The organism is Aestuariimicrobium sp. T2.26MG-19.2B (genome assembly GCF_950101875.1).
GTDB classification, from domain to species: domain Bacteria; phylum Actinomycetota; class Actinomycetes; order Propionibacteriales; family Propionibacteriaceae; genus Aestuariimicrobium; species Aestuariimicrobium kwangyangense.
Window position 1 is genome coordinate 1077995 of record NZ_CATNLW010000001.1, and the last position, 17778, is coordinate 1095772.

The following is a 17778-nucleotide window of genomic DNA, read 5'->3' on the forward strand; positions in this document are numbered from 1 at the left end:
GAAGTCGCGGAACCGACGGCGTCCCATCGATTCCGCCAGCGTTGCCGGGGCATCGCCGTCGCCTCGGTCAAGGGGGTAGCGACAAGGCCTCTCACAGCCTCGCAGGCAGGATTAGCGTGGGGGACGACCCACGAAAGGAACCCAGATGCACCAGCGTTTCCTCGGACGATCCGACCTGCAGGTGTCAGACATCGGCTTCGGTTGCATGAGCCTGACCTCCCTCGACCAGGCCAAGGCAGTCATCCCCGCCGCCCTCGACGCAGGCGTCACCTTCTTCGACACGGCCGAGGTCTACGGCGCGTGGGAGAACGAGAAGATGGTCGGCGAGGTGCTCACACCCGTGCGCGACCGGGTGAAGATCGCCACCAAGTACGGCTTCAACGTCAACAACGGACTCGACGGGCTGAACTCCCGACCCGATCACATCAAGGAGGTCGTGGACGGTTCGCTGCAGCGGCTGCGGGTCGACCACATCGACCTGCTCTACCAGCACCGCCTCGACCCGGCCGTGCCCATCGAGGAATCGGCGGGTGCCGTCAAGGAGTTGATCGACGCCGGCAAGGTGGGGCATTTCGGCTTGTCAGAGGTGGGGGTTGAGATCATCCGCCGCGCCCACGCCGTGCAGCCCGTCACTGCCCTGCAGTCGGAGTACTCGCTGTGGTGGCGCGAGCCCGAGAACGAGATCCTGCCGGCGCTGGAGGAACTCGGCATCGGCTTCGTGCCCTTCAGTCCGCTCGGCAAGGGCTTCCTGACCGGCAAGCTCACCAGCCCCGACCAGGTGGACGACCGACGCAAGGGAATGTTCCCCCGGTTCCAGGACGCGACCATGAAGCAGCACCAAGGATTGGTCGACGTGGTCACCGAGGTCGCCGACAAGCACCACTGCACCCCCGGCCAGGTGGCGCTGGCCTGGATCATCACGACCCGCTCTTACGCGGCTCCGATCCCCGGCACCAGCAAGCCCGAGCGCGCCGCCGAGAACTCCAACGCGGCCTCGGTGGAGCTCGACGCCGATGACCTGGCCCGGCTCGACGAGACCTCGAGGCAGTTCCAGGTCGACTCGGTGCGCTACGCCCCGCAGATGCAGCAGATGATCAACCGCTGACCCGACTGCTGGCCCCGTTGGGGACGACCGATCAGTGCTCCGACAGGCGAGGCAGCCAGATGCGCATCGCCCCGGGGCCACGGTTGCCCCAGGTCGCGAACGGCACCAACCTGACATCGACCTGGTGCTCGTCCGATCGTTCCTCCTCAGCGAGCGCATCGCGCAACAACGGACGAGCATCGGTCCACGCCGTGGCGGAGACGGCGAGCGGGGGCGCGATCGCGTCCTCGCCGGCAGGCTGGTCGGCCTGTTCGTTGACTGCGACGGTGGGGTCGATCCTCAGGTCGTCCACCTGGGCCGATTCACCCAGGTCGACCTGCTCCACGCAGTAGACGACGGGACCGCGCTCCAGGGCGACGCAGCCGCGGGTGGCGTCGACCCTGGGGTGCGAGGCCGTCCAACGGGGCCGCAGGTCGAACTCGATCTCGGCCCCGTCCGCGTCGCTGCCCGACAACTCGACCCGTCCCGCGGCGAGCTCGTCGGCCGTGATCGCACGGTCGCGACCGGCGATCCGCACCCGGCCCGAGGTCACCCACCCCGGCACCCGCAACCCGACAGCAGCCTCGGGTGCATCCCCCTCGATCGAGAGACGGACGAGGCCCGAGCGCGGATAGTCGGTCTCGACGCGCAGCGTGCCAGCGGGCAGGTCGATCTCGCAGGACGCGTACTGCAGCAGTTCGAAACCACCGTCTGGCCTCGTCGCGGCGACGTAGCCCGACAGTTGTGCGATCACCCGGGCGATGTTGGGCGGGCAGCAGGGGCACTCGTACCACTCCACCCGCTCGGCGGGGGCACTGCCCTCACTGAACCGGTCGGGGCGCCGCTGCACCGGGTTGGAGTAGAAGAAGCGGGTACCGGTGTCGTCGAGCGAGGCTGGGAGCGCGTTGTGCAGTTCCCGCTCGATCACGTCGGCGTGCCGCCGGTCGTCCTCGATCAGCGACATCCGCCAGGTCCACTGCAGGTCGGCGATGGTGGCGCAGGTCTCGGCGTAGGCGCGGTCGCTGGGCAGCTCGTAGTCATTGCCGAAGGCCTCGTCCCGGTGACGCGAGCCGAAGGCGCCGGTGATGTACATCTTCCGCTCGTGGGTGCGTTCCCACTGCTGACGCATGGCCTCGGCGAGAGCCTCGTCGGCACCCTCGATCACCAGGTCGGTGACCCCGGCGTTGAGGTAGAGCTGGCGGACGGCGTGCCCGGTGGGGTCGAAGGACTCGCGAACGGGGGCATGGTCCTGGAAGTAGCGCTGCCCCATGTTGCCGCCGTCGAGGATGCCCTTGCCGCGCTGGTCGACCAGGTGTTGCGCCAACCGCAGATGCCGCTCCTCGCCGGTGTGACGGTGGAGCTCGACCAGCGCGGTCTCGATCTCCTCGTGACCGGGGATACCGTCGCGCTCGCCGCCGGGGCCGAAGGTGCGGTCGATCAGGGTGACGAACTTCTCGGCGAGATCCAGCAGGTCACGGCGTCCGGTGGCCCGGTCGAGGGTGATCGCGGCCTGCAGCCAGTGACCCAGCATGTACATCTCGTGGTTCCAGGCCAGTACCTGGAGCTTCAGTTCGGGGTGCACGCCCTGGATCCACGTGTTGAGGTAGCCGTCGGGCTGCTGCACGGCGGCCATCAGGCCGATCACCTCGTCCAGCCAGGCGTCGAAGGCGGTGGTGCCGGTGCGACCCATCTCCCAGGCGATCGCCTCGATGGTCTTGTAGACGTCGGAATCGGAGAACAGCAGACCGCGGAAGTCGGCCTCGCTGGTGCCGGCGAGGCGGCGGAAGTTGTCGACCGCCCCGGTGCGCTCGAGCTGCTCGACCAGGTGGGGGATGGTGGCCTCACCGTTCACCCGCTGGCGTCGTCCGAGCAGACCCGACGGGTCGAGCCGCACGTTGCGGATGTCGAGGGGACGAAGGCGGGTGCGGGCGCTGCGCGTGGCCGCCGGGGCAAGGATGGACACCGATGTCACGGGACTCTCCAGGGGAGGACGTCGAGGGCCCGTCGGGTAGGCGGGCGCAACCCACGCTACCCCGCTGCCGCCGCCCTGTTTGGATCGTTCAAATTCCCGATCCCCGCCAAGATCACCACCGTGGCGGGACCAACCTCCCGTTTTCGAGGGTTGGTCGAGCCACGGTGGTGATCCTGGCCCCCGTCACCGCTCGGGGAGAGCGAGCATGGTCCCCGGGACGGCGAAGGGGCCGCCACCCGGAACGGGTGACGGCCCCCACGGGCTCGGGTTCAGGCCTCGATCAGGCGTGACGCACCTGGCGACGGGTGAACAGCCCCGCCAGCCAGCTGAAGTCGAACGAGAAGTCGGGCTGGGCGGGCAGGAACGCACCGCTGGTCAGGCCGAGACGGGTCTCGTCGTAGCCGTTGAGGTTGAGGTCTTCGGTGACGAGACGATCGTTCATCGAAGGGATGCGGGCCTCGGCGTTGGCGAGGGCGATGGCGCTGTACTGAGGGGTCATGCTGGATTTCCTTTCGGGTGGCCCGCTGCCGGTTGGCAGGTTCGCCCGAGGGGGCGTGGGCCGGATGGGGTCAGTGGGCGACGCGGGCGCGCTGGCCGAGCAGCTGCGCGAATCCCTTGCGGGCGGCGTCGAGGGTGATCGAGGTGGCGGTCGAGCGACCACGGCTTCCCCGACGGCGGCCGACCTGGCTGGTCAGCGCGGTGAGGTTGAGGTCGTCACGCGCCTCGGCCTCGTGGGACGAGGACTGCTGGTTCTCCCAGCGGGCGATGGTGTGGGCGGCGTGGAGGTCATACATGGCAGGTTCCCTTTCGATCGGACGATCAGCCGCTCTCTCGTCCGTTCTCAGCGTGCGCTGCTCGGACGAGCAGCCTTGCTGTGAACCTGCATCCATTATGCACCAAGTTGGCAAGATTCGGCAACATCGGTTGTCGGGCCGATGAGCAAACGTTTGCCGTGTTCAGCCCGGAGACGAACCGGGTAGTCAACGAGGTGTCGAAATGGGAGCGGCGAGTGTGCCTTCGCCACGGGCGCTCCGCTCACCGGTCGACCGACGGGCCTGCGTCAGTCCTTGAGCCGGACCTCCAGCACCGTGTCCTTCGGGTCGGGGAGGGGGAACGTGTGCTCCTCGGGGTCCCGCAGCGAGACGAAGGACACGTCGGGGTAGTTCGAGGTCGTCCAGGACTTCGACAGTCCCCGCTCCTCCCCAGTCGCCAGCACCCTGACGCCAGCCACCGCCGCCGGCGCGATCCCGGTCAGGGCGACCGGGCCGATCGGCTGCTCGAGTACGTGCGCGAAGACTCGTCCGTCGGCGTGGTTGCGGGTGTACCAACCCCAGTCGGGCTTCGGCAGGTCAGCCGACCCGCAGCCGCGCACCGACTCGGCGTTGACGTCCATCCACTCCCCCACCTCACGCAGGATCCGCTGCGACTCTGCGGGGATCGTCCCTTCGGCATCGGGGCCGACGTTCAGCAACAGGTTGCCGTTCTTCGCGACGCACTCGACCAACTGCCGAACCACCGTGGTCGACGACTTCCAGTCGTGGTCGTCGGCGTGGAAGCCCCAGTTGTTGTTGAGGGTCAGGCAGCTCTCCCAGGGCACGAGCGTGCCGTCGTCGCAGGTCATCCCGGTCGGCGGCACGATCTGCTCGGGCGAGACGAAGTCGCCCGCGTAGCTCGAGGGGTGATCGGTGACAATCGTCCCCTTGCCCTCGCCGGAGACCTCGAGCCGGTTGTCGAGGATGATGTCGGGCTGCAACTCACGCACCATCGCGACCAGTTCCTCGGCCCCCCACTGCTCGCCGGTCATGCCCGGGTACGAGAAGTCGAACCACATCACGTCGAGGCGGCCGTAGTTCGCGCACAGCTCCCGGATCTGCGCGTGCATGAACTGGCGGTAGCTCTCCAGGTCGGGCTGGTGGTCGCGGAAGTCCTCGTTGTCGCGCTCGGGGTGCTGCCGATCGCCGAAGTGCGGGAAGTCCGAGCGGTACCAGTCGATCACGGAGAAGTAGAGCCCCACCTTCAGGCCTCGGCTGCGGAAGGCGTCCAGGTACTCGCGGACGAAGTCGCGTCGGGGCCCGCGCTTGGCCGTGGTGTAGTCGCTGACCGCGGAGTCGAACAGGGCATAGCCGTCGTGGTGCTTGGCCGTCATCACCGCGTACTGCATGCCGGCGGCCTTGGCGAGGTCGGCCCAGGCTCCGAAGTCGACGCCGTCGGGGGTGAAGGCGTCGATGGAGGCCTCGTAGTCCTCCTTCGAGATGCGCTCGATCGATCGCACCCACTCACCTCGTGCGGGAACCGCGTACGCCCCCCAGTGGATGAACATGCCGAAGCGGGCATCACGCCACCACTGCGACCGGGCGAAGCGCTCGTGGTAGCGGGCATCGAAGGCGGCCACGGACGAGGTGGGGGCGTGCGTCGGGGAGGCGGGGGCGCTCGAACTCATGGCTCAACGCTAACCACAGCGGACCGCCCGGGGGGCGGGGCGGTCGACACCCGCGCAATCACCGTGGCCGCCCCACCACCGAGTGACCGTGGCACCGGGCGCCGTCAGGACGAGCCGGTGGCCGCCCTCCAGACCGACCTCGACAGCCGGAACCTGCGGAAGGACGTGCCGTCGTAGGACACCTCGCCGTCGGGGACGAACCCGAACCTGGCGACCGCCTGATCGGGATTCCTGGAGTCCGGCAACGCGATGGTGACCGAGTCGAGGCCCAGTTCGTCGAAGCCTCGGTCGAGTGCCGCGGTGGTGATCACGCTCCCCCACCCCCAGAACGCGGGGAGCAGCACCAGGGCGAAGTCTGCGTCCTCGTCCTCTCGCTGGAACCCACCCCAGCCGGCGAACCGGTCGCCCACCCAGATCGCCCACGGTCCGTACGGCTCGCTCGACCACTGCGCGTCCTTGCCGCGCACCCAGGCGGCGACCTCACCTTCACTGAGCCGATGAGCGAGCGGCATGTGCCTGGCATTGCGCGGTTCGTTCAGCAGCGCGGACACCTCCTCAAGGGGAACTTCGGTCAACCGGCCGAACCGAATCGGCTTCTCGTTCCCGCTCATGACCCTCTTCCCTTCTCCACACGCATCCAGACCCCAGTCTGGCTCACCGGTGCACGGCTCACACCCAGGGATGAACACGGTTCCCCTGGGGGCCGGTTGGGGGCCGCGACGGTGGCGACGGGCACGACCGGTTTGGTGGGATCGAACCATGACCGCCACCCTCGACCCCCTCACCATCGCGCCGGTGTCGTCCGAGGACCCCGCTCCCGCCACCGGCCCGGTGCTGCGGGGCACGACGGTGCTGGCCACGGCGGTCGCCGCCGCGATCACCGCCGCGCCGGTGGCCGCCATGATCGTCCGATCGCACGAGTTGACCCGAGCCTCGTCACAGTTCCTGGCCGAGGAACCCAACCCCGACCCCACCGGCGGTGCCGTACTGGTGGTGCTGGCGCTGGTGCTCTGCCTGGTGCCGTTCATGGTCGGACGAGCCGTCGCCCGCCGCTCGGCCGCACCCCTGGTCGCCGCCGGTGCCACCGCTGTGGCGGTCGCCGCAGGCTTCATCGCCCAACAACTCCTCGGCTGAGGCCGTCGGAGCGAGGACGCCCTCCCCGGTACCCCAGTTCACCCGAGCGCCGCACCCGCCACCGGAGGCACCGGGCCGTGACCGAATCCCGACCCCGGCCGGTCAGCCGCAGTCGTGAGTTCCTACACTCGACCGGTGACAACCCCCACCGCCCCACCCCCACCCGACGCGCGCGCGTCCCTCCTGCCCGGCCCCGGCGGAGGACCGGGGGGTCGTCCGAGCGACGCGGGGGATCGACGCAGTTGGCACCGCCGAGCGGGTCGTCCCGTCAGCATCTGGATGTCACTGCTGCTGGTTGCCCTGGTGGTCGACCAGTTCTTCGACCTGCGCTGGCTGCTGGTGCACATGGTCACCCTGGGCCTGGTCACCAACTCGATCGTGGTGTGGGGCCAGCACTTCGCCGAGGCCCTGCTGCGGCGGCGCGTGCCCGACAGCCAACGGGGACGACAACTGGCGCGGCTGGGGGTGCTGAACGCAGGCATCGCCATCGCCATGGTGGGCATGCTGCTCGGTGGCCTGCTCTCCTGGGCTCCGCTGGTCACCCTGGTCGGGGCGCTGGCGGTGGCCGGTGCCGTGCTCGACCACGGGATCTCCCTCGTCCGCCAGATCAAGGTCTCGCTGCCGGCTCGCTTCACCACGGTCGTGCGCTGGTACGCCACCGCGTGCGTGCTGATGGTGCTCGGCACGGCGGCCGGGGCAACGCTGGCGTTCGGGTTCGCGGAGCCCTGGGCAGGGCGGATCCTGCTCGCCCACCTGGCCCTCAACGTGCTCGGTTTCGTCGCGACCACCGCGGTCGCGACCCTGATCACCCTGTGGCCCACCGTCCTGCGCACCCCCATGGCCGAGGGCACCGAACGGGCCGCCCGGATCGCCCTGCCGATGCTGTGCACCGGCGTGCTGCTGACCGCAGGCGGGTCGTTCGTTCACCCCGCGGTCGCGGTGCTCGGTCTCGCCGTGCACCTGGCGGCGCTGCTGTTGGTGGGGCTCCCCCTGGCCACGGCCGCGCTCCGCAAGCCGCCCCGCGACTACCCGGGATACGCGATGGGATCAGCCTTCCTGTGGCTGATCGCCGCAGACGTGGCGCTGGCGGTGAATGCCGCGGTCAACCCCGGCAGCACCCATGACCTGCAGCGGGTCACCCTGGTGATCGTGGTCGGCTTCGGCGCCCAACTGCTGCTCGGGGCCATGACCTACCTGATGCCCACCGTGATGGGAGGCGGGCCGGCGGTGGTGCGCGCCAGCACGTCGGCGGCGAACCGGTGGTCGGGTCTGCGCTGGGCGCTGGTGAACGCCGGATTGGTCGTCTGGTTGGTCGCGCCGGCCACCAGCGTCACCCGCCGAGCGGCAGCGGCGCTGACCGTGCTCGGGCTGGCCCTGTTCCTTCCGGTCCTGACCGGCATGGTGCGCGCGCACGTCGCCGCCCGCAAGCAGTCGGCGGCCGGCACCCAGAAACCCACCGGCGGCCCGAAGGCAGCCGGCCCCGACAAGAGCGACCGGGACCCCGCCACCGGAACCCCCTCGTCCGATCTGGCACGCCGCGACCTGCTCGAGGCCACCGTCGGTCTGGGCGCCATCGCCGCCACCGTGGTGATCCCAGCCCTGACCACCCGCGACACCTCGAACGTCGTGCCTACGGGACGCACCGTCACCGTCGCCGTGCGGGCCGTCGGGATGCGGTTCGTGCCCGACACCGTGACGGCACACGCGGGCGACCGGGTGGTCGTCCGGCTCACCAACCACGACGACTCGACGGTGCACGACCTCGCGCTGGCCACCGGTGAGTCGACCGGACGACTGGGCCCCCACCAGAGCGGCACCCTCGAGACGGTCGTGGGCGCCGAGACGGTGGAGGGCTGGTGCACCGTCGCCGGCCACCGGGCCATGGGGATGGTCTTCCACCTGGTGGTGAACGGTTCATCGTCCGCCGCCCCTGCCGGAGGCACCGCGTCGTCGTCGGAGAGGTTCGACCTGACCCTGGCCCCGGGAGCCGGGTTCGTCACCCGGGACCCGCGGTTGGCCGCCCGCCCCGCCGGGCACGTGCACCCGCTGACCCTCGAGGTGACCGAACCGGTGATCGAGGTGGCGCCGAAGGTGAGGGTGCGGGCCATGACCTACTCCGAGCCCGGGCAGAAGGGTCGGATGATGGGGCCGACGATCCACGCGTCCCGTGGCGACCAGATGCGCGTGCACCTGGTGAACCGCGGCTCGATGGGCCATTCCATCGACTTCCACGCGGGCACGATCGCGCCCAACCAGGTGATGCGCACCATCGCCCCGGGCGGGTCCCTCGACTACCCCTTCACGCTGCAACGCCACGGCATCTGGCTGTACCACTGCTCGACCATGCCGATGAGCCTGCACCTGGCCTCGGGCATGTTCGGCGCGGTCATCGTCCCCCCGGACGATCTGGCCCCCGCCGACCTGGAGTACCTGTTGGTGGCCAGCGAGACCTATCTGACCGGCCCCGATGCCGAGGGCATCCGTGACGTCTCGACCGACGCCATCGCCTCCGAGCAGCCGAGCCTGGTGCTGTGGAACGGGCACGCGAACCAGTACGTGCATGCACCCCTCACCGCCAGGACCGGGCAGCGCGTCCGGTTGTGGTTGCTGGCGGCGGGCCCCAGCCGGGGCATCAGCTTCCATGTGGTCGGCGGCCAGTTCGACACCGTCTACAAGGAGGGCGCCTACCTGCTGCGTCCCTCGACGTCGGCCGGGGGTGGAGCTCAGGCACTCGACCTGCCTGCCGCCCAGGGTGGGTTCGTGGAACTGGTGTTCCCCGAACCGGGGCGCTACACCTTCGTCAGCCACGCCTTCGTCGACGCCGAGCGCGGTGCCCGCGGCTTCATCGACGTGACCTGACGACGTCGGTCGGGGTCGGTCAGACGGGCCAGACGTCGGTCAGGCGGCCGCCGGGTGCAGGGCCAGGTACTGCTTGACCGTCAACGAACGCTGCCGGGCCACCGACAGGAAGCTGGCGACGAACGCCACCAGTCCCCAAGCCAGCAGAGCCCCCACCGCGGCGACCGGCGACTCACCGGCCACCACGTCACGCAGTCCCGTCAGCGCGGGTGCGAGCGGGGTGACACCGTGCACCCAGCTGAACACGCCGGGCACGGCGGCCGTCACCGACACAGCCGCCGCGGCGGTGACCGCCACGATGGCCAGCACCCGGCCGAGCACACCGAGCCAGGCACCCAGTGCGTGGTTGACGAGGACGAACGCCACGGCCACCAGACCCACCAGGGCGGTCCACCTCAGCGAGGTCGACCACGACAGGTGCATCACGCTCGCCCCGAGGGCGCCCAGCACCACCGCCTCGACGGCGGCGAAGAGCAGGCCCGGGAGCAGGGCGCGGCCCAGCAGGGTCGCGCTAGAACGGGTCGAGCCGAGCGCACCGCCCGAACCGAGGGTCGGGGGTGTGGCCCGCACCCAGCTCAGCACCAGTGCACCCAACCACAGACCGATCGCCACCACCGCGATGGTCAGCGGCACGACCGAGGCTCCCACCGGCCCCTCGGTGGGGTTCTGCACGGGACGCGTGGCGACGGTCGACAGGTTCTCCCGCTGCTGTGACGAGTAGCTGGGCACCTTGGCCTTGCCGGCGTTGATGCCGTCGGAGAACGCCCCCACACCTTCGGCGAGCTTGTCAGCCCCAGACGAGAGCTGGCTCATGCCCGAGGCCAGCGCAGGGGTGTTGGCGGCCACCTGGTTGACGCCCGCGACGACCTTCGAGGTGCCGTCCGCGAACTGGTCGACACCGTCGGCATAGGTGCCCACGCCGGTGACGTAGGTGCCGACGCCGGTCGTGTACTGGGCCACTCCCGTGGTGTAGCTGCCCACACCGGACGAGAGCTGGTCGGCCCCGGCAGCGAGCTTCGTCCCGCCGCTCTTGAGGCCTTGGCCCGAGCTCGACAGTTGCTGGGCACCGGAGGCCAACTGGTCGACCGCCGTGGTCAGCTGGCCCTGCTGGGCGGCCAGTTGCCGGGGAAGTTGGGTGGCCAACTGGTCGAGCCCCGTCGAGAGTTTCCCGGCCCCGGTGGCCAGACCTGCAGCACCGCCGACCAACGAGGCCGAGGGGTCACCCGCTCCCGTCACTCCCTGCTCGGCGGCGGTCAGCCCGGCCTGCCAGCCTCCGGTCATGCCAGCGGTGAATCCCTGTTCGTAGGCGGCGACGACCGGGGCACAGGTGGTCTCCGTGCCACCCTGGGCCAGACAGCCCGCCAGCACCTGGTCGGACCCCGGGATGGTCGTGGGCACGGGCGCGGGCTGTTGCTTGAGCTGCCCGAGTGCGGCCTGGTAGGTCTGGATGCCGCCGGAGAGCTGCTGGGCTCCGGTGGCCAGACTGTCGCCGCCCGCGGCCAATTGGTCGAGCTGGGTCGACAGTTCCGACGAGGAGCTCTTCGCGAGACCCTGCTGCAGCTGCGTGAGTCCACCGGAGAGCTGGCTGACCCCGTCGACGTAGCGGCTGGTGCCGTCGGCGTACTGCCTGACCCCGGTGGCGAGCTGTTGGGCGCCGCCGCTGAGCTGGGACGAACCGCTGGTCAGCTGGCTGCCGCCCTGCACCAGCTGCGCGCCACCCGCGGTGAGCTGGGCGCCACCGTCCTTGAGTGGTTGCACGCCGGCACCGAGCTGGTTGGCACCGGAGTTGAGCTGCTGCACACCGGTGTTGAGCTGGTTGACCCCGTCGGAGGCCTGCGTGGTTCCGGAGGAGAGGGCGGTGGCGCCGGTGTCGAGCTGCTTGGCGCCGTCGGCGAGGGTGACGAACTGGCTGCCCATCTCGTTGAAGCCGACGTAGATGTTGGTGAGGTAGGTGCTGGTCAGCTGGCGGTTGAGGGTGTCGGCTGCGATGGCGGCGATCTGTTGGGCGAGGGCTGCGTCACTGACCCCGGCGGCCGGGCTCGTCCGCACGTCGATGGTGGCCTGTTGGCCGGAATCACCGTTCCTCGAGAAGCCCGTGGCCGCGGTCGAGAAGTTCTTCGGGATGGTCACCACTGCGGCGAAGTCGCCGGACGCCAGTCCCTGCTGCGCCCCGGAGGTGTCGGTGAGCGTCCAGGTGACGTTCTCGCCCTTTCGTTCGGCCATGGCGACGGCGAGTTGGCGACCCAGCGGCACGGTCTGACCTTTGAGGGTGACGGCCTGGTCGTGGTTGACGATCGCGGCCTGCACGTTGGCGGTGCGGTGCTCGGCGTTCCACGACCCGGCCAGGAAGGCTGCCGCCACGAGCAGCGGCACGAGCACGGCGGCGGCGAGTTTCCACCATCCGGAGAGGTTCTTCATCGCAGTTCTCCTTCGCTCACGCGATCGCGGATCAGGGTGGAGTCGTCCGGGTCGATCATGGGTTCCCAGATCTCGCCGTCGGTGTCGCCGTTGGTGTCGTTGCCAGGGCCTTCGTTGTCAGGGCCTTCGTCGTCAGGGCCTTCGTTGTCAGGGCCTTCGTCGTCAGGGCCTTCGTCGTCAGCAGGGTCGACCGCCGAGGGTGACGGACGAGGGACCCGTACCTCGACGAGCCGGTCGGCCGGCCAGTGGCGGGCCTGCTCCGCGTCCGAGACCCCCAGCACCACGGCGAACCCATCGGTGGTGCGGGCACGGTCGACGAGTGCGGCGACGGCGGCGACGTCCTCGTCCTTGGTGAGTGAGTCGACACCGTCGAGCACCACCAGCCGCTCCGTGGGTCGGCCGGGCTTGCCCGTGGGCCGGTCGAGTGCGGCCAGCGCCGGCCTGACCTCGGCGTTGACTGCGTCGATCCAGCGCACCCGGCGGCGCACCTTGGCGGGCTGGTCGGGCAGCAGCTCGTCGACGACCCTGGCCCGGCCGGAGTCGGCGGGCAGTCGCCCGGAGAGGGCGAGGAGCAGGGCCGACCGGGAGCGCGGCGGGCCGACGACGATGGCCACCTCGGCGGGCAGCAGGGTGAGGTCGACCGGTTCGAAGAGGTGGTCGACCGCGAAGCCCTCGAGGTGCGCGACCTCGGGACGGCGGCCGGATGCGTCGGGGGTGCTGGGCCAGTCGGTCAACGCCAACTGACGGGTGAGCGACTCACCCTCGACGTCGAAGCTGGGCAGCAGGCGGTCGAGCCAGCCGGGCAGCCACCATGCCTTCTCACCGAGCAGCGCCAGCACCGCCGGAACCAGGGTCATGCGGATCAGGAAGGCGTCGACGGCGACACCGACGGCCAGGGCGAAGCCGATCTGCTTGATGGGTCCCATGCCCTCGGGCACGAAGAAGGCGAACACCGAGAACATGATCACGGCGGCGGCCGAGACCACCTTGCCTGAGGCGATGAAGCCGGTGTGCACCGCCCTCCTGGCCGGGGTGCCGTGCACGTGGTCCTCGCGCATGCGGCTGACCAGGAAGACCTCGTAGTCCATGGCCAACCCGAACAGGATGCCCATCACGATGATGGGCAGGAAGCTGATCACGGGTCCGGGCTTGTCGAGGTTGATGATCTGTCGGCCGATGCCTTCGTTGAAGACGAGGGTGGTGGCGCCGAACGCCGCACCCACCGAGAGCGCGTAACCGATGGTGGCCTTCAACGGCACCGCGATCGACCGGAACACCATCGTCAGCAGCACCAGCGAGAGGCCGACGACGAAGATGCCGAACGGCAGCAGCGCTCGTCCCAGACGCTGGGAGATGTCGAGCTGGATCGCGGTGGACCCGGTGACATTGGTCTCCACCCCCTCCTGCGCCAGCCACTGGTCGTGGTGGGCCCGGATGCTTCGCACCAGGTCTGCGGTGCTGGGGTCGTCGGGAGCAGTGGTCGGCACCACTTGGACGAAACCGGTGTCGGCGTTCTGGTTCGGGGTCGAGATCGGCACCGACGCCACCCCCGGCAGCGCCTCGACGCCGGCCTTGAGGTCGGCCATCACCTTCAGCGGGTCGGTGGTCGGCAGCAGGTCGACCGTGATGATGAGGGGACCGTTGAAGCCGGGCCCGAAGTGGTCACTGACCAGGTCATAGGTCACCCGGTCGGGTTGGCCGGCTGCGTGCTGGCCCGGGTTGGGCAGGGCGTACCAGAGGTCCTTGGCCGGGAAGCTCAACGCTCCCAGGCCGACCACCACCAAGATCACGGTCAGCAGCGGGACCTTGGTGGCCACCCGCACCCACCAGCCGAAGATTCCGCCCCGGTTCGGGGCCTGGGCACGGGTTCGTCCGATCTTGGGGGGGCGAACCCGGGGACGAAGCCGCTCGCCGGCGAAACCGAGAAGGGCGGGCAGCAGGGTGAGCGCGATCAGCACGGCGAACGCCACCGTGACGGCGGCGAACGCGCCCATCACCGTCAGGAAGGGGATGTTGGCGATCGCGAGTCCGACCAGTGCGATCACCACGGTCAGGCCAGCGAAGACGACGGCCGAGCCGGCGGTGGCGATCGAGCGGGAGGCCGACTCCTCGACCGCCATGCCCGCGGCCAGTTGGTCACGGTGCCGGCTCACCACGAACAGCGCGTAGTCGATGCCGACGGCCAGCCCGAGCATCACCGCGAGCATCGGGGTGGTGGAGTTGATCGAGCCGAGCGCGGTCGCGAGGGTGATGGCCAGCATGCCGAAGCCGACCCCGAGCAGGGCCGTGGCCAGGGGCAGTCCCGCCGCCACCAGGGAGCCGAGGGTGATCAGCAGCACGACCAGGGCGATCACGACGCCGAGGCCCTCGACCACGCTCAAGGCGGGCACCTCGATCGAGAAGGCCTCACCGCCGAGGTTGAGGGTCGAGCCCTGCGGCAACTCGTTCTGCAGTCGGTGGGTGAGGTCCTGCAGGCTGGTGCGCTGGGCGTCGGTGATGTCGGCGGTGGTGCCCTTGAGGTTGAGTTGCAGCAGCCCGGCCCGCCCGTCCTTGCTGACCAGGCCGGTGACGATGCTGCCGTAGGGGGTGGTGACCGACTCGACCTTCGGGTTGGCCTCGTAGCCCTTGGCGATCTTCTCGACGGCGGCCTTCACGGCGGGATCATTGACCGACGATGCCTGCGGCACCACGACGATGGCGGTGGCCGTCAGCGAGGCGGCCTGGGGGAAGGTGGCCTTCAGCTGCACCAGGGCATCCTGCGAGGCGGCACCGGGAATGTTGAAGTCGTCGTTGTAGGGCTTGGCGACCAGCGCGGCCACCCCACCGACCACGATCAGGGCAGCGAGCCAGAGCAGGAGCACGCGGCGGCGGTGCCGGAAGCACCAGCGACCCAGGTCGTAGAGCATGGTCGACACGCGAGCACTCCTTGGCCGGAGGAATGGGCACCCAACGCACCCGATGCAGAAGTGTATTCAATACACCCGCGTATCCAAAGCGCGAGTCGCTGGGTTAGGATTCCGAGCCATGACCGTGACCGCACGCCGCGCCGCCACCCGGAGCAAGTTGCTCGACGGGGCCTCGCGGGTCGTCGTCCGCAAGGGAGTCGGGGCCGCCACGGTCGAGGACATCTGCGAGGAGGCCGGGTTCACCCGCGGCGCCTTCTACTCCAACTTCGAGTCGAAGGACGACCTGCTGGTCGCCCTGCTCGACCACCACGGCAGCCGCATCAACGACATGGCCCGCCAGGTCATCGAGCGTTCGCAGATCAACGAGGACTGTGACCTGAACGCCGTCATCTCGCGGGCCATCCACGAGTTCGTGGACTCGGGAGTAATCGCGCCGTGGGTGGTGGTGCTGATGAGCGAACTGCAGACCCACGCCGTGAGGGAGCCCAGCATCCGTGAGGCCTTCACCCGCGCCAGGGTGGCGAGCCAACAGGCCAAGGCCGACATGATCTCGTCGGCACTGGCTGGCCACAACCTGCGTCTGTCACTCGACGGTGCGACGGCGATGCAGGTGCTCGAGGGCGCCTCGAACAAGTACCTGCTCGACCAGCTCAGCGAGGGACGGGAGCCCGACCTCGAGGGTCTGGTCGACGTGATCCACACCGTGCTGACGGCTCTGGTGGTCGCCCAGTAGGGCTCGGGAGCCGAGCAGGCCTCGTCCCCACGAAGCAGCAAACCCTCAGGACGGACGGACGGCCCGCCCGCCCGCCCGTCCGTCAGTACCCGATGCCGGCCAGGTACTCCTTGGAGTCCTTGAGGCAGTCGAAGGGATCGCGGCCGTAGGTGTCGTCCTGCTCCACGAAGAAGTAGGCGGCACCCGACTTCTCCGCGGCCGGGATGATGGCAGGCCAGTTCATCGTCCCCTGACCGACCTCGGCGAACTGCACGACGTCGTTGCGGAAGATGTTGAAGAACTCGCCGCGACGCTCCGGATCGGCCAGCAGCTCGAGCGACTCCGGCGGCAGGGTGCGCACCCGGTAGTCCTTGAGGTGGATCAGGTCGCACACGCCGGTGTACCGCTCGAGCATGTCGACCGGGTTCATGCCACCGCGCTGCACCCAGTGCAGGTCGACCTCGAAGTGCAGCGTGGGGGCCACCCGACGGACGATGTCGAACAGCGTCTCGCCGTCGAACTTCGCGAGGTCGACGTGGTGGTTGTGGTAGCACAGCTGCACACCGTCGGCCTTGAGCCGCTGGGCCGCGAGCTCACACTCGGCCGCCCAGTCCTCGCAGGCCTGCTTCGAGGCCATCGCCGTGAACGGCATCATGCCGATGCGCACGTGGGTGGCACCCAGGCGGTGGCAGTCGTCCACGATCTTGTCGTAGTCGTCCTCGAGGTTGTCACCGGTGGCGGTGGGCCCGCCCTTCAGGGCCACCGAGAGGGCACCCACCAGCAGTCCCAGCTCCTTGACCCCACGCTCGAGGTCGGCGGTGTTCTTCTCGTCCATCGGGATCTGGGAGACCTCGACGGCCTCGTAGCCCAGGTCCTTGATGCGAGTGAGCACCTCGAACATGCCCTGTTCGGCGACCTGCTCCTTCACCATCATCATCTGTACGCCGATGATTGCCATGCGCGTTCCTTTCGTTGTCGTGCGGGATTCGGGTGGGTGCGCGCGCTCAGGAGCGGGTCGGCCAGTCGCCGCCCTCGGCCACGATGCGCTGGTTCAGCTCGTCCAAGTAGGCCGACTCGTCGAAGTTCTCGATCGAGACCTCGCGACCCTGCCAGCTGGACAGATGGATGGCATTGGCCAGCCGGACGCCATGGATGCCGTCGGCACCCGGGGCGACCAGCTCGGCACCGTCGAGCACCGCGTCGGTGAAGTTCTGCAGCACCGTGGCGTGCTGCTGGCCCCACACCGAGGAGTAGTCCTTGGTCTCGGTCGACAGCCACTTCGAGCTGTCCAGCTGCCCGCGGAAGAGCTTCGAGACGTCCTCCATCGACATCGACTTGCTGAGTTCCTGCTCCGGCTCGGTGAGCCGGGTGATGGTCACGGTGCGGGAGTTTTCGACCACGATCTTGCCCTTGTCACAGAGGATCTCGAGGCGGTCGGTGCCGGCGATGTCGTGGGTGGCGGTCATGAAGTGCCCGGTCGCCCCGCCCCCGAAGTCGACGAGGGCGTTGACCTCGTCCTCGACGGCGATGTCGCGCTTGTACCCGAACGCGCACTTGGCGAAGACGCTCTTGGGCACACCGCACAGCCACTGCCACAGGTCGAGCTGGTGGGGCGCCTGGTTGACGAGCACACCGCCACCCTCGCCACCCCAGGTGGCGCGCCAGGCGGACTGGTCGTAGTAACCCTGGGGACGCCACCAGGTGGTGATGATCCAGCTGGTGTGGCGCAGCGCGCCGAGCTCGCCGGAGTCGAGCAGCGCCTTCAGGTCCTTGTAGAGGGGGTTGGTGCGCTGGTTGAAGAACACCCCGAACACCTGGTCTGGCTTGGTGGCAGCGTGGTCGATCACCTCACGGGCCTGCTTGGTGTAGACCCCGACGGGCTTCTCGAGCAGCGCGTGCAGACCGGCGTCGAGGGCCTTGATGCCCATCTCGGGGTGCAGGTAGTGCGGCACGGTGGTGACGACGGCGTCGACCTCACCGGAGTTGATCAGCTCCTCGAAGCTGGTGTGGAAGGGCACGCCCAGCTCCTCGGCCCGGGACCGCTTCGACTCGTCGATGTCGCAGATGGCGCCGAGCACCATCCGCTCGATCTTCCCCTCCTCGAGCAGACGGGTGTACATGCCACCCTCGGCACCCAGGCCGATGATGCCCAGGCGCACCTGGCGGGTTTCGGTGGAGTTGTCGGTCATGGTTGTCCTTTCGTGGAGGGCCGGCAGGCGCGGACCCCCAAAGCTGTTCAGAAGGCGAGCGGGG

General features: G+C 69.3%; 13 protein-coding genes. 4 read left to right on the forward strand and 9 right to left on the reverse strand.

Translation table 11 applies throughout. The features are described 5' to 3' along the window. Positions 1-145: 145 nt before the first annotated feature. Positions 146-1105, forward strand: a complete 960-nt coding sequence (locus QQZ11_RS04780) for an aldo/keto reductase (RefSeq protein WP_284548992.1) — start codon at positions 146-148, stop codon at positions 1103-1105. A 31-nt stretch (positions 1106-1136) separates the two neighbouring features. Here the strand turns inward: QQZ11_RS04780 and QQZ11_RS04785 are convergent, their stop codons facing one another. The 5 genes from QQZ11_RS04785 to QQZ11_RS04805 form a co-directional block, all read right to left on the reverse strand. Continuing rightward, positions 1137-3047 carry a glycoside hydrolase family 127 protein gene (locus QQZ11_RS04785; protein WP_284548993.1) on the reverse strand — a complete coding sequence of 637 codons (1911 nt, stop codon included), beginning with the start codon at positions 3045-3047 and terminating at the stop codon, positions 1137-1139. A 289-nt stretch (positions 3048-3336) separates the two neighbouring features. Then, positions 3337-3555 (reverse strand): hypothetical protein, encoded by a 219-nt coding sequence (locus QQZ11_RS04790; protein ID WP_284548995.1) that lies wholly within the window; start codon positions 3553-3555, stop codon positions 3337-3339. Positions 3556-3625: 70 nt separating this feature from the next. Beyond that, positions 3626-3850 carry a hypothetical protein gene (locus QQZ11_RS04795; protein ID WP_022909006.1) on the reverse strand — a complete coding sequence of 75 codons (225 nt, stop codon included), beginning with the start codon at positions 3848-3850 and terminating at the stop codon, positions 3626-3628. Between the two features lie 266 nt (positions 3851-4116). Further along, complete coding sequence (locus QQZ11_RS04800; RefSeq protein ID WP_284548997.1) at positions 4117-5496, reverse strand: alpha-L-fucosidase; 1380 nt, start codon at positions 5494-5496, stop codon at positions 4117-4119. A gap of 104 nt (positions 5497-5600) precedes the next feature. Next, positions 5601-6107: a GNAT family N-acetyltransferase gene (locus tag QQZ11_RS04805; RefSeq protein WP_284548998.1), complete on the reverse strand. Its 507-nt coding sequence runs from the start codon at positions 6105-6107 to the stop codon at positions 5601-5603. A 148-nt stretch (positions 6108-6255) separates the two neighbouring features. On the opposite strand from QQZ11_RS04805, the gene QQZ11_RS04810 reads away from it, so the two are divergent. Both QQZ11_RS04810 and QQZ11_RS04815 read left to right on the forward strand, forming a co-directional pair. Continuing rightward, positions 6256-6630, forward strand: a complete 375-nt coding sequence (locus QQZ11_RS04810) for a hypothetical protein (protein ID WP_284548999.1) — start codon at positions 6256-6258, stop codon at positions 6628-6630. Between the two features lie 135 nt (positions 6631-6765). Continuing rightward, on the forward strand, positions 6766-9489 hold the full coding sequence (locus tag QQZ11_RS04815; protein ID WP_446698815.1) for a multicopper oxidase domain-containing protein: 2724 nt from the start codon (positions 6766-6768) through the stop codon (positions 9487-9489). Positions 9490-9528: 39 nt separating this feature from the next. On the opposite strand, the gene QQZ11_RS04820 is transcribed toward QQZ11_RS04815, so the two are convergent. Further along, positions 9529-11907, reverse strand: a complete 2379-nt coding sequence (locus QQZ11_RS04820; protein ID WP_284549001.1) for a YhgE/Pip domain-containing protein — start codon at positions 11905-11907, stop codon at positions 9529-9531. Beyond that, positions 11904-14813: an MMPL family transporter gene (locus QQZ11_RS04825; protein ID WP_284550163.1), complete on the reverse strand. Its 2910-nt coding sequence runs from the start codon at positions 14811-14813 to the stop codon at positions 11904-11906. The genes QQZ11_RS04820 and QQZ11_RS04825 overlap by 4 nt, the downstream gene beginning before the upstream one ends. A gap of 118 nt (positions 14814-14931) precedes the next feature. Between QQZ11_RS04825 and QQZ11_RS04830 the strand changes: the two genes are divergently transcribed. Further along, positions 14932-15546 (forward strand): TetR/AcrR family transcriptional regulator, encoded by a 615-nt coding sequence (locus QQZ11_RS04830; RefSeq protein ID WP_022908999.1) that lies wholly within the window; start codon positions 14932-14934, stop codon positions 15544-15546. 82 nt (positions 15547-15628) lie between these two features. On the opposite strand, the gene QQZ11_RS04835 is transcribed toward QQZ11_RS04830, so the two are convergent. Further along, positions 15629-16483: a sugar phosphate isomerase/epimerase family protein gene (locus QQZ11_RS04835; protein ID WP_284549003.1), complete on the reverse strand. Its 855-nt coding sequence runs from the start codon at positions 16481-16483 to the stop codon at positions 15629-15631. A 46-nt stretch (positions 16484-16529) separates the two neighbouring features. Beyond that, positions 16530-17714: a Gfo/Idh/MocA family protein gene (locus QQZ11_RS04840; RefSeq protein WP_284549005.1), complete on the reverse strand. Its 1185-nt coding sequence runs from the start codon at positions 17712-17714 to the stop codon at positions 16530-16532. Positions 17715-17778 lie beyond the last annotated feature (64 nt).

Bases quoted from the DNA above. Each gene is read 5' to 3' on its own strand.
- QQZ11_RS04840 (WP_284549005.1), bottom strand. From the start codon at position 17,714: ATGACCGACAACTCCACCGAAACCCGCCAGGTGCGCCTGGGCATCATC.
- QQZ11_RS04835 (WP_284549003.1), bottom strand. From the start codon at position 16,483: ATGGCAATCATCGGCGTACAGATGATGATGGTGAAGGAGCAGGTCGCC.
- QQZ11_RS04805 (WP_284548998.1), bottom strand. From the start codon at position 6,107: ATGAGCGGGAACGAGAAGCCGATTCGGTTCGGCCGGTTGACCGAAGTT.
- QQZ11_RS04800 (WP_284548997.1), bottom strand. From the start codon at position 5,496: ATGAGTTCGAGCGCCCCCGCCTCCCCGACGCACGCCCCCACCTCGTCC.
- QQZ11_RS04810 (WP_284548999.1), top strand. From the start codon at position 6,256: ATGACCGCCACCCTCGACCCCCTCACCATCGCGCCGGTGTCGTCCGAG.
- QQZ11_RS04780 (WP_284548992.1), top strand. From the start codon at position 146: ATGCACCAGCGTTTCCTCGGACGATCCGACCTGCAGGTGTCAGACATC.
- QQZ11_RS04820 (WP_284549001.1), bottom strand. From the start codon at position 11,907: ATGAAGAACCTCTCCGGATGGTGGAAACTCGCCGCCGCCGTGCTCGTG.
- QQZ11_RS04790 (WP_284548995.1), bottom strand. From the start codon at position 3,555: ATGACCCCTCAGTACAGCGCCATCGCCCTCGCCAACGCCGAGGCCCGC.
- QQZ11_RS04830 (WP_022908999.1), top strand. From the start codon at position 14,932: ATGACCGTGACCGCACGCCGCGCCGCCACCCGGAGCAAGTTGCTCGAC.
- QQZ11_RS04795 (WP_022909006.1), bottom strand. From the start codon at position 3,850: ATGTATGACCTCCACGCCGCCCACACCATCGCCCGCTGGGAGAACCAG.
- QQZ11_RS04825 (WP_284550163.1), bottom strand. From the start codon at position 14,813: ATGCTCTACGACCTGGGTCGCTGGTGCTTCCGGCACCGCCGCCGCGTG.